General features: G+C 68.8%; 8 protein-coding genes. All 8 read right to left on the bottom strand.

All coding sequences use genetic code 11. The features are described 5' to 3' along the window. Positions 1–27: 27 nt before the first annotated feature. Positions 28–3,873 carry a DNA-directed RNA polymerase subunit beta' gene (locus AC1DP1_RS12320; protein ID WP_477507092.1) on the bottom strand — a complete coding sequence of 1,282 codons (3,846 nt, stop codon included), beginning with the start codon at positions 3,871–3,873 and terminating at the stop codon, positions 28–30. An 84-nt stretch (positions 3,874–3,957) separates the two neighbouring features. Beyond that, on the bottom strand, positions 3,958–7,533 hold the full coding sequence (gene rpoB, locus AC1DP1_RS12315; protein WP_457185819.1) for a DNA-directed RNA polymerase subunit beta: 3,576 nt from the start codon (positions 7,531–7,533) through the stop codon (positions 3,958–3,960). Positions 7,534–7,790: 257 nt separating this feature from the next. Continuing rightward, positions 7,791–8,606 carry a J domain-containing protein gene (locus AC1DP1_RS12310; RefSeq protein WP_477507091.1) on the bottom strand — a complete coding sequence of 272 codons (816 nt, stop codon included), beginning with the start codon at positions 8,604–8,606 and terminating at the stop codon, positions 7,791–7,793. Continuing rightward, entirely contained in the window at positions 8,603–9,292 is a 690-nt protein-coding gene (locus AC1DP1_RS12305) for a hypothetical protein (protein WP_477507090.1), read from the bottom strand. The genes AC1DP1_RS12310 and AC1DP1_RS12305 overlap by 4 nt, the downstream gene beginning before the upstream one ends. A 58-nt stretch (positions 9,293–9,350) precedes the next feature. After that, positions 9,351–10,664, bottom strand: coding sequence for an MCE family protein (locus AC1DP1_RS12300; RefSeq protein WP_477507089.1), 1,314 nt, complete (start codon positions 10,662–10,664; stop codon positions 9,351–9,353). Beyond that, entirely contained in the window at positions 10,661–12,118 is a 1,458-nt protein-coding gene (locus tag AC1DP1_RS12295) for an MCE family protein (protein ID WP_457185811.1), read from the bottom strand. The genes AC1DP1_RS12300 and AC1DP1_RS12295 overlap by 4 nt, the downstream gene beginning before the upstream one ends. Continuing rightward, positions 12,115–13,275: an MCE family protein gene (locus AC1DP1_RS12290; protein WP_477507088.1), complete on the bottom strand. Its 1,161-nt coding sequence runs from the start codon at positions 13,273–13,275 to the stop codon at positions 12,115–12,117. The genes AC1DP1_RS12295 and AC1DP1_RS12290 overlap by 4 nt, the downstream gene beginning before the upstream one ends. A gap of 3 nt (positions 13,276–13,278) precedes the next feature. Beyond that, complete coding sequence (locus AC1DP1_RS12285) at positions 13,279–14,241, bottom strand: MCE family protein (protein ID WP_477507087.1); 963 nt, start codon at positions 14,239–14,241, stop codon at positions 13,279–13,281. Between the last annotated feature and the right edge of the window lie 32 nt (positions 14,242–14,273).

Genomic DNA, 14,273 nt, shown 5'->3' with positions numbered 1-14,273 from the left:
GGAGACCGGGGCGCGGAGGTGACTCGATCAGTTCTGGTAGGAACCGAAGTCGAAGTCGTCGAGCGCGACAGCCTGCGACGACGGACCGAAGTCGTAGTCGTAGGAGTCGTAGCCGGTGACCGAGTAGGCCGCGGCACGCGCCTCCTCGGTCGGCTCCACCCGGATGTTGCGGTAGCGCTCGAGGCCGGTGCCGGCCGGGATGAGCTTTCCGATGATCACGTTCTCCTTCAGGCCACGGAGGCTGTCGGAGCGGCCGTTGATCGCGGCGTCGGTGAGCACTCGGGTGGTCTCCTGGAAGGAGGCCGCCGAGAGCCACGACTCGGTCGCGAGCGAGGCCTTCGTGATGCCCATGAGGACCGGGCGACCCGAGGCCGGCTTGCCGCCCTCGGAGACCACGCGACGGTTCTCCTCCTCGAACCGCACCCGGTCGACCAGGTCGGACGGGAGCAGGTTGGTGTCACCGGACTCGATGACCGTCACGCGACGCAGCATCTGCCGCACGATGATCTCGATGTGCTTGTCGTGGATCGCCACGCCCTGCGACCGGTAGACCTCCTGGACCTCGTCCACGAGGTGCTCCTGGGCCTTCCGGACACCGAGGATGCGCAGGACGTCCTGCGGGTCGGGGGTACCGGACGTGATGTGGTGGCCGACGTTGATGTGGTCGCCGTCCTCCACGTTGAGGCGCGAACGCTTCGACACCGGGATCTCCTGGACCTCGGAGCCGTCGTCGGGGGTGACCACGACGACGCGGGCCTTGTCGGTCTCCTCGATCTTCACGCGACCGGCGGACTCCGAGATCGGCGTACGACCCTTGGGCGAGCGGGCCTCGAAGAGCTCGACCACACGGGGCAGACCCTGCGTGATGTCGTCGGCGGAGGCCACACCACCGGTGTGGAACGTGCGCATCGTCAGCTGCGTGCCGGGCTCACCGATGGACTGGGCGGCGATGATGCCGACCGCCTCACCGATGTCGACCAGCTTGCCGGTGGCCAGCGAGCGGCCGTAGCACTTGGCACAGGTGCCGGTGCGGGCGTCGCAGGTCAGGACCGAGCGGACCTTGACCTCGGTGACACCGGCGGCCACGAGCTCACCGATCTTGACGTCACCCAGGTCCTCGCCGGCGGTGGCGAGCACCTCACCCGACTCCGGGTGGAGGATCTCGGTCGCCGAGGAGCGGGCGTAGGCCGAGGTCTCGACGTGCTCGTCGTCGATCCGCTTGGGCAGGCCACGCTCGGTGCCGCAGTCGTCCTCACGGATGATGACGTCCTGCGACACGTCCACCAGACGACGGGTCAGGTAACCCGAGTCGGCGGTGCGGAGAGCGGTGTCGGCGAGACCCTTGCGGGCACCGTGGGTGGCGATGAAGTACTCGAGCACCGTCAGGCCCTCGCGGAAGTTGGCCTTGATCGGGCGCGGGATGATCTCGCCCTTCGGGTTGGCCACCAGACCACGCATGGCCGCGACCTGCCGGATCTGGTTCATGTTTCCGGAGGCACCCGAGTCGACCATCATGTAGATCGGGTTCTTGCGGTCGAAGTTGGCCTCCATCGCGCGACCGACCTCGGCAGCAGCCTGGGTCCACAGCTCGATGAGCTCCTGACGACGCTCGTCGTCCGTCATCACACCGCGCTCGTAGTTCTTCTGGACCTTCTCGGCCTGCGCCTCGTAGCGGGCCAGGATCTCGGCCTTGCTGTCGGGGGTGGTGACGTCGTCGATCGAGACGGTCACACCCGAGCGCGTGGCCCAGTGGAAGCCGGCGTCCTTGAGGGCGTCGAGCGAGGCAGCGACCTGCACCTTGGTGTAGCGCTCGGCGAGGTCGTTGACGATCGAGCCGAGGCGCTTCTTGCCGACCTCCTCGTTGACGAACGGGTAGTCCGCCGGGAGCGTGTCGTTGAAGTGGACACGGCCGAGGGTGGTGTCGAGCCGCAGAGCGGTCCGCTCCTCCCAGTCGGCGCCGAGCTCGAGGTCGAGCGGCGGCACCACGTCGGTGAGGCGGATGCTGATCTTGCTCTGCAGCGTGATCTCGCGACGGTCGAAGGCCATGATCGCCTCGGCCGGGCTGGAGAACACGCGGCCCTCGCCGGGCTCACCCTCGCGGTCGGCGGTCAGCCAGAACAGGCCGATGATCATGTCCTGCGAGGGCATGGTCACCGGACGGCCGTCCGACGGCTTGAGGATGTTGTTGGTCGACAGCATCAGGATGCGGGCCTCGGCCTGCGCCTCCGCGGACAGCGGCAGGTGCACGGCCATCTGGTCGCCGTCGAAGTCGGCGTTGAACGCGCCGCACACGAGCGGGTGGATCTGGATGGCCTTGCCCTCGATCAGCTGCGGCTCGAAGGCCTGGATGCCGAGGCGGTGCAGGGTGGGCGCGCGGTTGAGCAGCACGGGGTGCTCGGTGATGACCTCTTCGAGGACGTCCCACACGACCGGGCGGGCGCGCTCGACCATCCGCTTGGCGGACTTGATGTTCTGCGCGTGCGACAGGTCGACCAGGCGCTTCATGACGAACGGCTTGAACAGCTCGAGCGCCATCTGCTTGGGCAGGCCGCACTGGTGCAGCTTGAGCTGCGGACCAGACACGATGACCGAACGGCCCGAGTAGTCCACGCGCTTGCCGAGCAGGTTCTGGCGGAAGCGACCCTGCTTGCCCTTGAGCATGTCGGAGAGCGACTTCAGCGGCCGGTTGCCCGGGCCGGTGACCGGACGACCGCGACGACCGTTGTCGAAGAGGCTGTCCACGGCCTCCTGCAGCATCCGCTTCTCGTTGTTGACGATGATCTCGGGCGCGCCGAGGTCGAGCAGTCGCTTGAGGCGGTTGTTGCGGTTGATGACGCGGCGGTAGAGGTCGTTCAGGTCGGAGGTGGCGAAGCGGCCACCGTCGAGCTGGACCATCGGACGCAGGTCCGGCGGGATCACCGGGACGGCGTCGAGCACCATGCCGATGGGCTGGTTGCCGGTCTTGCGGAACGCGTCGACGACCTTGAGGCGCTTGAGGGCGCGGACCTTGCGCTGGCCCTTGCCGTTGGCGATCGTGTCGCGCAGCGACTCGACCTCGGCCTCGATGTCGAAGTCCTGGAGGCGCTTCTGGATCGCCGTGGCGCCCATGTGGCCCTCGAAGTACTTGCCGAACCAGGTCTTCATCTCGCGGTAGAGCAGCTCGTCGCCGAGCAGGTCCTGGACCTTGAGGCTCTTGAAGGTGTCCCAGACCTCCTCGAGACGCGCGATCTCACGGTTGGCGCGGTCGCGGAGCTGGTTCATCTCGCGGTCGGCACCGTCGCGCACCTTGCGCTTGGCGTCGGCCTTGGCACCCTCGGCCTCGAGGGTGGCGAGGTCGTCCTCGAGCTTCTTGGCGCGGTCCTCCACGGAGGTGTCGCGGCGCTTCTCCAGGCGCTCGCGCTCCAGGCCGACCTTGTTCTCCAGGGAGTCCATGTCGCGGTGGCGCGAGTCCTCGTCGACCGAGGTGATCATGTAGGCGGCGAAGTAGATGACCTTCTCGAGGTCCTTCGGCGCCAGGTCGAGCAGGTAGCCCAGGCGCGACGGGACGCCCTTGAAGTACCAGATGTGGGTCACGGGAGCGGCGAGCTCGATGTGGCCCATGCGCTCACGGCGGACCTTGGAGCGGGTGACCTCGACGCCACAGCGCTCGCAGATGATGCCCTTGAAGCGCACGCGCTTGTACTTGCCGCAGTAGCACTCCCAGTCCCGGGTGGGACCGAAGATCTTCTCGCAGAAGAGGCCGTCACGCTCGGGCTTGAGCGTGCGGTAGTTGATGGTCTCCGGCTTCTTGACCTCGCCGTGGCTCCACGTGCGGATGTCGTCCGCAGTGGCCAGGCCGATCTGGATCTGCTCGAAGAAGTTCACGTCCAGCAAGATGTGTTCCTTTGGTTGCTGTTTGAGTCAGGTAGCTGTGGGACTGGGGAGTCCGGGCGGCGCGAGCGCCGCCCGGACGTCACCTCAGACTTCTTCGACGGAGCTGGGCTCGCGACGGGACAGGTCGATGCCAAGCTCCTCGGCCGCCCGGAAGACGTCTTCCTCGGCGTCCTTGAGCGAGATCGCGCTGCCGTCCTGCGACAGCACCTCGACGTTGAGGCAGAGCGACTGCATCTCCTTGACGAGCACCTTGAACGACTCGGGGATGCCGGAGTCGGGGATGTTCTCGCCCTTGACGATGGCCTCGTAGACCTTCACGCGGCCCGGCACGTCGTCCGACTTGATCGTCAGCAGCTCCTGCAGGGCGTAGGCGGCGCCGTAGGCCTCCATCGCCCAGACCTCCATCTCACCGAACCGCTGGCCACCGAACTGGGCCTTACCACCCAGGGGCTGCTGCGTGATCATCGAGTAGGGGCCGGTCGAGCGAGCGTGGATCTTGTCGTCGACGAGGTGGTGCAGCTTGAGGATGTACATGTAGCCGACAGCCACCGGCTCCGGGAACGGCTCTCCCGAGCGACCGTCGAAGAGGGCGGCCTTGCCGTCCTCCTTGACCATCCGCTCACCGTCGCGGTTGGGGAGCGTCGCACCGAGCAGGCCGGTGATCTCGTCCTCGCGCGCACCGTCGAACACCGGGGTGGCGACCTTCGTGTTGGGCGTGGCCTTGTCGGCGCCGATGTCGATCAGGCGCTGCTTCCAGTCGGCGTTGCCCTTCTCACCGGACAGGTCGAGGTCCCAACCCTGCTTGGCGAGCCAGCCGAGGTGGAGCTCGAGGATCTGGCCGATGTTCATCCGTCGCGGCACACCCAGCGGGTTGAGCACGACGTCGACCGGGGTGCCGTCCTCCATGAACGGCATGTCCTCGACGGGCAGGATCTTGGCGATGACGCCCTTGTTGCCGTGGCGTCCGGCGAGCTTGTCGCCGACCGAGATCTTGCGCTTCTGGGCGACGTAGACGCGGACCAGCTGGTTGACGCCGGGGGGAAGGTCGTCGCCCTCCTCGCGGTCGAAGACCCGCACGCCGATGACCGTGCCGGACTCACCGTGGGGCACCTTCATCGAGGTGTCGCGCACCTCGCGCGCCTTCTCGCCGAAGATCGCGCGGAGCAGGCGCTCCTCGGGGGTGAGCTCGGTCTCGCCCTTGGGCGTGACCTTGCCGACCAGGATGTCACCGGTGGTGACCTCGGCGCCGATGCGGATGATGCCGCGCTCGTCGAGGTCGGCCAGGCCCTCCTCGGAGATGTTCGGGATGTCCCGCGTGATCTCCTCGGGGCCGAGCTTGGTGTCGCGGGCGTCGACCTCGTGCTCCTCGATGTGGATCGAGGTGAGGACGTCCTCCTGCACCAGGCGCTGGCTGAGGATGATCGCGTCCTCGTAGTTGTGACCCTGCCAGGGCATGAAGGCGACGAGCAGGTTGGTGCCCAGCGCCATCTCGGCGTCGTCGGTGCAGGGACCGTCGGCGATCGGCGTGCCGACCTCGAGACGGTCGCCGGCCTTCACCAGCGGGCGCTGGTTGATGCAGGTGCCCTGGTTGGAGCGCTTGAACTTGGCCAGCTTGTAGGTCTGGTAGGTGCCGTCGTCGTTCATCGTCTCGATGGCGTCGGCGGACACCTCCTTCACCACTCCGGCGTTGTCGGCCACGACCACGTCACCGGCGTCGACGGCGGCGCGGTACTCCATGCCGGTGCCGACGAGCGGGCTGTCGCTGACGACCAGCGGGACGGCCTGACGCTGCATGTTGGCGCCCATGAGCGCGCGGTTGGCGTCGTCGTGCTCGAGGAAGGGGATCAGGGCCGTCGCGACCGACACCATCTGGCGCGGCGAGACGTCCATGTAGTCGACCTCCTCGGCCAGGATCGCGTCGACCTCACCCTTCTGCTGACGCACCAGGACGCGGTCCTCGACGAATTTCATCTTCGAGTCGAGCGGCGCGTTGGCCTGGGCGATGACGTAGCGGTCCTCGTCGTCGGCGGTCAGGTAGTCGATCTCGTCGGTGACGACACCCTTGACCACGCGGCGGTAGGGGGTCTCGACGAAGCCGAACGGGTTGATCCGACCGTAGGAGGCCAGCGAGCCGATCAGGCCGATGTTGGGGCCTTCAGGAGTCTCGATGGGGCACATGCGGCCGTAGTGCGACGGGTGGACGTCACGGACCTCCATGCCGGCGCGGTCGCGGGACAGACCACCGGGACCGAGGGCCGACAGGCGACGCTTGTGCGTCAGGCCGGCGATCGGGTTGGTCTGGTCCATGAACTGCGAGAGCTGCGAGGTGCCGAAGAACTCCTTCAGCGCCGCGACCACGGGACGGATGTTGATCAGGGACTGCGGCGTGATGGCCTCGACGTCCTGGGTCGTCATCCGCTCACGCACCACGCGCTCCATGCGGGCCAGGCCCGTGCGGAGCTGGTTCTGGATGAGCTCGCCCACGGTGCGCATGCGGCGGTTGCCGAAGTGGTCGATGTCGTCGGGCTGGACCTTGACGGGAGCACCGTCAGGACCCTCGACGACGTTGCCCTCGGCGTCGACCAGGTCGGGCGAGTCGGCCTGGACACCCGCGGCGTGCAGCTGCACGACGTAGCGGATGGCGGCCACGACGTCGTCGATGGTCAGCGTCTGCTGGTCGAACGCCTCGTGGAGACCGAGCTTCTTGTTGATCTTGTAGCGGCCGACCTTCGCCAGGTCGTAGCGCTTCGGGTTGAAGTAGTAGTTGTTGAGGAGCGTCTGCGCGGCCTCGGCCGTCGGCGGCTCGCCCGGACGGAGCTTGCGGTAGATGTCGAGCAGCGCGAGGCGGGTGACCTCGTCGTTGACCTGCTCGGCGGTCGGGGCCTCGCCCCGCGCCTTCTTCTGCAGCTCCTCGTAGACGACCTCGTAGCGGACGCTGTCCTTCTCGAGGGTCAGCATCATCGACTCGTACTGACCGAACTCCTCGCGGATCTGGTCGGTGGTCCAGCCGAGCGCCTTGAGCAGGACGGTGACGTTCTGCTTGCGCTTGCGGTCCAGACGCACGCCCACCAGGTCGCGCTTGTCGATCTCGAACTCGAGCCAGGCGCCGCGGCTCGGGATGAGCTTGGCGGTGAAGATGTCCTTGTCGGACGTCTTGTCGGGGCTCGACTCGAAGTAGACGCCGGGCGAGCGCACGAGCTGCGAGACGACGACGCGCTCGGTGCCGTTGATGATGAAGGTGCCCTTGCGGGTCATCATGGGGAAGTCGCCCATGAAGACCGTCTGGCCCTTGATCTCACCGGTCTCGTGGTTCATGAACTCGGCCGAGACGTAGAGCGGGCGGGAGTAGGTGAAGTCCTTCTCCTTGCACTCCTCCTCGGTGTACTTCTCGTCGAGGAAGACCGGGTTGTCGAAGGAGAGCATCATGGTCTCGGAGAAGTCCTCGATCGGGGAGATCTCCTCGAAGATCTCCTGCAGACCGGTCTTCTCGGAGACGTCCTCACCGGCAGCCCGACGGGCAGCCACCTCCGCCTCCCAGCGCTCGCCGCCGACCAGCCAGTCGAAGCTGCTCGTCTGGAGCGAGATGAGGGGGGGAACCTCGAGAGGTTCGGTGATCTTTGCGAAAGAGGTGCGACGGTGGTTACCAGCAGAGCTGCGCACGGCCAAGAGGTGTCCTCACAGATGAGCGAGTGATCGGCGCCGCCGACCACCGCAACAGCCGTCCGGAAGGCGTCGGGCATCTGAGGGCAGGCGCAAGGAGACACGATAGCGCAACTCAGGACACGCCACAAACGCGGGGTCGATTTCCCAGAGGGTCAGCTCCACGCGTTGGCCATGACTATGAACGCCACACCGCCCCGGGTCAAGCAGAACGCGCCGATTGGCACCCGTTCTGCCGACCGTCGCCTGCGCCGCACCTACCCCGGGGTGGGAGACGTGATCAGGTCGTCGACCAGCCAGTCGCCGTCCACGCGCTGCATCGACACGGTCACCTGGTCCTTGTAGACCACCGGTTCGGCGTTGAGCTTGTTGGTCGTGGGGCGGTCCACGAAGACCAGCACCTGCACCCGGTCGTCGCTCGCCCGCACGACCCCGGAGGCGACGACCGAGGCGCTGACCTTCGTCTGCGTCTGCGGCGCGTTGTCCTCCAGGACCGTGAAGAGCTTGTCGTACTCCTCGCGGTAGCCCCCGGTCATCAGCGCCTGGGCCTCCCGCTGGTCGGCCTCGAGCGACTCGTAGTCGTAGGACAGCACGGGTACGACGGCGCGCTCGGCGGCGACCTGGGCGGCCCGGGCAGCCGAGTCGTCCCCGGCGGCGGCGCCCTGCGTCCACGTCCAGGCGGTCGCGACCACCAGACCGGCCGCCAGGACGCCCAGGCCAGCCAGGAGCCAGGTCGGCACCCCGCTCGATCCGCTGGTCGAGGAACGACGAAGTCGTGTCACGAGTCCGGGTTGTGTCCGGGCCGGCCTCGTGACGGGCGCCGGGGCGCCGGCCTCGGCCAGCGGGGGCTCGTCGGCCACCTCGGGCTCAGCTGTGGCCTCCGGGAGGGTCTCGTCGTACGCCTCCCGTGCGGGCGGGTCGAGGAGCACCTTCGCGGCCCGGTTGAGGGTGTCGAAGCGGCGGTCGCCCGGCTCGAGGTCGGCGATCCGGTCCTTCCAGGCGGCGCGGACATCCTCGTTCGAGGCGTCGCGCGGCACATCGAGGACGTCGTACCAGGTGGGTGCGTCGTTCACGGTGCGCTCCCCTCGGTGGTGCCGTCGCCGGCCCCGGGCTCGGCGGGCGCGCTCACGGGGGTGAAGTCGTCGACGAGCCACTCCCCCTCGATCATCACGAGGTCGACGGTGAAGCGGAACGGCAGCGGCTCCTGGTCGACGGTCCGCGCCTTCCCCGAACCCTGCTTGCCCGCGCCCTGCGAGTAGCTGTCGGTGAACGCCCCGGCGACCAGCACCCGGGCGGAGTCGTCGTCGACGGAGGAGACGGCGGTGGCGAAGACGTCAGCGGTGCGGGTGATGCCCCCCTGGGCGACGAGCTGCTCGGCCGTGGCCACCTCCTTGTCGAAGTCGGCGGCGAACTTGGGCGTGATCACCTCCCGGACCTGGTCGCGGTAGTCGGGCATCTGCCCGGAGTCGTCGAGCATGTCGGGGCTGTAGGTGCCGAGCCGCTTCACGAACTGGTCGGTCAGGCTCATCACCTGCTCGCGCTCCTCGGAGTGGTCGAGGCCGCCGTCGGCACTCGCGCGCCCGCCGGCCGTCAGCCAGACGAGCAGGGCGACGCAGGCCACGACGACGAGCGTGAGCGCGACGGCGAGGACGGTCCGCCACCGCGACGGCCGCTCGGGGTCGCCGGTGGCGGACCCGGTCCCGACGGACCCGGTCTCGACGGACTCGCCCGGTCGGGCGAGGTCGGTCAGCACGGACATGTTCCCTCCCTGTACCTGCGTCTGGAGCTGCGACCCCTCCTCCAAGGGGTCTGGAGGGTCAACGACCCGCTGCCCCGGACGTCACGCCCTCGCCCAGCAACGGCTCGAGGTAGAGCCACTTCCAACTGTCCTCGCCCAGCGTGCGCGGCGCCGCCGCACGCGACCCGGTGAGCCGCTCGATCTCTGCGGGGTCGGACGTCACGGCGCCCGTCTCCGGGTCGTACGCGAAGTCCGCGGCACCCCATCCGGTGGCCGCGCGGGGCGCCTGGATGTTCTGCGCGCCGCGGGCGTTGGACTTCGAGGCGGGCTCGGTGCAGCCGGCGCCCTCGTCCATCGCGGCGTCGCTGCCGTCGAGAGGAGAGCGGCGGTCGGTCCCCTCGTAGCCGCCCAGGCACACGTGCGGGTCCTGGGTGAGCACCATGCCGAAGTGGGCGTCGTACAGGCCGGTGCCGGGTGACCTCGACACGACGGTGTAGCCGCCCTCGACGACGTAGGGGTAGATCACCAGCAGCTGCTCGATGCCGTCGAGGTGCTTGACCACGATCTCGCCGGTGGTCACCAGGTTGTTGATGAGGTCGCCGAGCTCCACCTCGTTGTCCTCGAGGAAGACGCGCAGCTCGTTGGCGCCGAGCGAGCCGTCCTCGATCAGCCGGCGCAGGTCGCGGTCGTGGTTCGCCACCGTGGTGGAGAACACCGAGAGGTCCCGCGCGAACCGGCGGAACGCGCGCTCGGAGTCGATCTGACCGTTGAGGACGGTGTTGCTGTCGCGGATCAGGTCGACGGTGACGTCGAAGTTCTGCTCCGCCGCCGTGATGAACTCGCTGCTGCTGTCGAGGATGGTCTGCAGGTCGTCGCCGGCTCCGTTGAACGCGAGACCGAGCTCCGAGGTCACGGTGCGCAGGTCGTCCTGGCCGACGCTGCGGACCGTCTCGTCGAGGTGGGTCAGCAGGGTGTCGGTCTGGATCGGCGTCGTCGTCACGTCCCGCGCGATCTCCGAGCCGTCCTTCAGGTACGGCCCGTCGTCGCTCTGCGGCTGCAGCTCGACGTACTGCTCGCCCACGGCCGACCGGTTGCCGACCAGCGCGTGCGCGTCGGCCGGGATGTCGTCGTGCTCGTCCTCGATGTCGAGCACGAGGTCGACGCCGTCGTCGGTGAGGACCAGCTCCTTCACCTCGCCCACGCGCACCCCGCGGTAGGACACCTCCGCCCCCGCGAAGGCGCCGCCCGAGTCGGCGAAGTGCGCCACCACGGCATAGCTCTGGTCCATGACGAGGCGGTCGAGCCGCGCGTAGCGGGCGCCCACGAAGCTGACGCCCACCAGCGTGATGATCGCGAAGACGAGCAGCTGCAGCTTGGTCCGGCGGGTGATCATCGCGTCACCATCGCCGGGACGAGGAGGCTCACGAGCGCGGGGTCGTACACCTCGGCGAGCTCGCCGATCGTCGGTCCGCGTCCCCTGTCGGGTGGGGCGTCGGCGGGGTACGCCCCGGGCCGGGGCAGGCCGGGAAGGGGCAGGCCGGGAACGGTGATCGTCGGCAGCGTCGGGACCGGGACGGTCGGCAGCGTGGGCGTCGGCAGCGGCACGGTCGGGTCGCCCGAGCCCCCGCAGAGGCCGGGCACGGGGTACTGCTTGCACACCACGCTGATGACCGAGCCCGGCAGGCCGACGCACGCCGCCGCGTCGCCGCGACGCAGTCCCTCGAGGCAGTCGTTGATCGCGTCGATCGCGTCCTGGCACAGCTTGCTGGTGTCGGGCAGCGGGCCGTCCTGCGGCAGGGCGCTCAGCGGGATGCACGCCTCGGTCGGCAGCGTGGTCGGGATCGTCGTCGGGATCCCGGTCAGGTCGACGTCGAGGGTGATCGACAGGTTGGTGTAGTCGCCCATGTGCAGGTTGCGTGCCACCTGGGGGTCCCGGCCGACGACCTCGTCGACGAACGGGTAGGTGAGGAAGACGTGGAACGCGTTGGTGAAGTCGTCACCGGACGCGGCGAGCTGGGTCAGCACCGGATCGAGGCGCTGCAGCGAGGTGATGGTGGCGCCCTTGGAGCGGGTGATCACGTCGACCGCGACCGACGACAGCCGGTCGAGGGCGGCGAGCATCTCGACGAGGTCGTCGCGCTGGCGGTCGATGGAGTCGAGCGCGCTGGGCAGCTCGTCCAGCGCCTTGTCGATCGTCGGCAGCTGCTTCTCCGCCGCCAGCGCGAGCCGGTTGAGGGACTCGATGGCGTCGACGATGTCGGTCTTGTTCTCGTCGAGCTGGCCGGTGAAGGTGCGCAGGTTGCGCAGCACGGAGCGCGCGGAGTCCTCCCGGCCCTCGAGTGCCCGGTTGAGCTCCTGGGTGATGGTCTTGAGCTGCGCGACGCCGCCGCCGTTGAGCAGCAGGCTCAGGGCGCCCAGCACCTCCTCGACCTCGGGGTTGCGACCGGCCCGCTCGATGGGGATGACCGCTCCGTCCCGGAGCCGGGACTCGATCGCGCCCTTGTCGGGGGCGCTCAGCTCGACGAACTTCTCGCCGAGCAGGCTGGTCTGGCGCAGCTCGGCGACCGCGTTGCCGGGCAGGTCCACGTCGCGCTGGATCTCGAGCGTGACGAGGGCCTGGTAGCCCTCGAGGTCGATGGCGGACACCTTGCCGACGCTCACGTCGTTGACCTTCACTGTCGACTGCGGCACCAGGTCGAGGACGTCGGCGAACTCCACCTTGACCGTCATCGGGTCCTCGCCCACGTCGGGTCCGCCCGGGAGCGGCAGCGAGTAGACGCTGGCCTCGCACGCTGACAGGAACAGCGTGACGAGCACGCCGAGGACGAGCACCTTGAGCCGGGTCATCGCTCCACCTCCGTGTCCGGCGCGACCAGGCCGCCGAGGGTCGGGTCGAAGACGTCCTGCGCGGGCAGCCGCGCCGCTTTTCGGTCGAGCGCACCGGCGCGGGGCCGGGCGAGCAGCTCGGTGATCCGGTCACAGACCTGCCCCGAGCGCTCGACCTGGCCGACGAAGCCGCACAGGAACGCGGCCGGGTCGATCTCGAGCTGGTTGATGGACTCGCCGAAGTTGGCGCGCGTGTCGAGCGTGCCGGCCTGGGGGTTGTAGGTCAGCGCGAGGTTGTTGAGCGCACCGGGTGCCACGTGGAGGATCTCGTCGAGGGCCGCACGCTGGCGCACCAGCACCTTGGCGACCCGGTTGATCCCGGTGATGTTGCGGCTCAGCGAGCCCTTGTTCTCCTGGACGAACTCCTTGACCGAGGTGAGCGCCACCGAGAGGTTCTGCGTCGCCGCGACCAGCTCCTCGCGCTCCCCCGCCAGCATCGTGGAGACGTCGGCGAGGGACTGGTTGAACTGGCGGACCGTCTGGTCGTTGTCGGCGAGGGTCTCCATGAAGCCACCGAGGGCCTCGACCGAGCCGAACAGCTCCTCCTTGTTGTCGGCGAGCGTGGAGCTGAGCCGGGAGTAGTCCTTGACCGTCTGCCGGAAGGTCGTGCCCTGGCCGCCGAAGTTGTCGGCGGTGACGGACAGCAGGTCGGAGAGGGCGCCGGACTTGTTGGCGCCGCGGGGCCCGAGGGCGACGTTGAGGCGGTCGAGGCTGTCGTAGATCTGGTCGAGCTCGAGCGGCTGCGCCGTCTCCTCGACGGTCAGCTCGGCGCCGTCGGAGAGGACCTTGCCGGTGCCGGGGTAGGCGGGTGTGAGCTGGACGTAGCGGTCGCCCACCACCGACGGCGCGATGATCACCGCCCGGGCGTCGGCCGGCAGCTTCACCTCGTCGTCGTACGTCATCGTCACGGTCACGTCGGTGCCGGTCGGCTCGACGCGCACCACCGTCCCGACGGCGACGCCGAGCACCCGCACGTCGCTGCCCTCGTAGACGGAGATGGCGCGCGGGAAGTGGGCGACGAGGGTCTTGGACGTGTCGCCGCCGAGGAAGCTGACGGCCGCCGCGACGACGAAGCCCAGCACGACGAGCGGGACGAGGAGGCGCTTCACGAGGTCCATGGGTCAGCCCACCTGCGGGACGGGCGGGAAGTTGGAGATCCACGTGTCGAACCACGGACCGGTACCGAGCGTGTTGGCGAAGACGCGGTAGAACGGCGCCATCAGCCGCAGGCTGCTGTCGAGGTTGTCCTCGTTCTTGTTGAGGACCGCGACGACGTTCTCGAGGTGGGCGAGCGCCGGCTTGAGGTCCTCGCGCGACTGGTCGATGAGCCGGGTGAGCTCCTGGGAGAGCGTCGTGCTGGACACCAGCAGGTCGTGCACGGCCTCGCGGCGAGCGACCAGGGCCCGGAACAGCACGTCGCTGTCCTCCATCAGCTTGACGATGTCCTGGTCGCGCTCGTCGAGGACGGTCGAGACGCGCTCGAGGTTGACCAGCAGGGTGTTGAGCTGCTCGTCCTTCGCTGCGACGTTGGACGACAGCCGGCTCAGGCCGTCGAGCGCGCCCCGGAACTCCTCGGGGGTGTTGCGGGTGAGGTCGGCCAGCGTGGTGAGCGACTCCGCGAGCTGGTCGGTGTCGATCTGCGCGGAGGTCGAGGCGAGGCCCTCGAAGGCCTCGACCACGTCGAACGGCGAGGAGGTGCGCGCCGCCGGGATGGTGGCCCCTTCGTCGAGCCGGCCGCTGCCGGCGGGCTCGAGCGCCAGGAACATCGACCCGAGGATCGTCTTGACCTTGATCGCGGCGCGGGTCTCGCCACCGAAGGCGGCGGCGTCGTCGACCTTGAAGCTCACCCGCACCTCGTCGCCCGCGAGCTCGACCTCGTCGACCTTGCCCACGCGCACGCCGGCGATGCGGACCTCGTCGTTGACCTTGAGCCCGCCGGCCTCGGTGAACATCGCGTGGTAGGTGTCGCCGCCGCCGATGATCGGCAGGTCGTCGGCGCGCAGCGCGGCGACCAGCGTCACGGCGAGGACGACGAGGCTGATGGCCCCGACGACGACGGGGTTGCGCTCGCGAAATGGCTTCATGTCGGGGTCCCCACGGCGTTGTTCGGAGGAGC

The sequence above is a fragment of the Nocardioides sp. P4_G10 genome (assembly GCF_056401175.1).
This window is presented reverse-complemented; position numbering and strand designations above follow the sequence as displayed.

Excerpts from the sequence above, each read along its gene's own strand:
- AC1DP1_RS12305 (WP_477507090.1), bottom strand. The coding sequence starts at position 9,292 with ATGTCCGTGCTGACCGACCTCGCCCGACCGGGCGAGTCCGTCGAGACC.
- AC1DP1_RS12300 (WP_477507089.1), bottom strand. The coding sequence starts at position 10,664 with ATGATCACCCGCCGGACCAAGCTGCAGCTGCTCGTCTTCGCGATCATC.
- AC1DP1_RS12295 (WP_457185811.1), bottom strand. The coding sequence starts at position 12,118 with ATGACCCGGCTCAAGGTGCTCGTCCTCGGCGTGCTCGTCACGCTGTTC.
- AC1DP1_RS12290 (WP_477507088.1), bottom strand. The coding sequence starts at position 13,275 with ATGGACCTCGTGAAGCGCCTCCTCGTCCCGCTCGTCGTGCTGGGCTTC.
- AC1DP1_RS12285 (WP_477507087.1), bottom strand. The coding sequence starts at position 14,241 with ATGAAGCCATTTCGCGAGCGCAACCCCGTCGTCGTCGGGGCCATCAGC.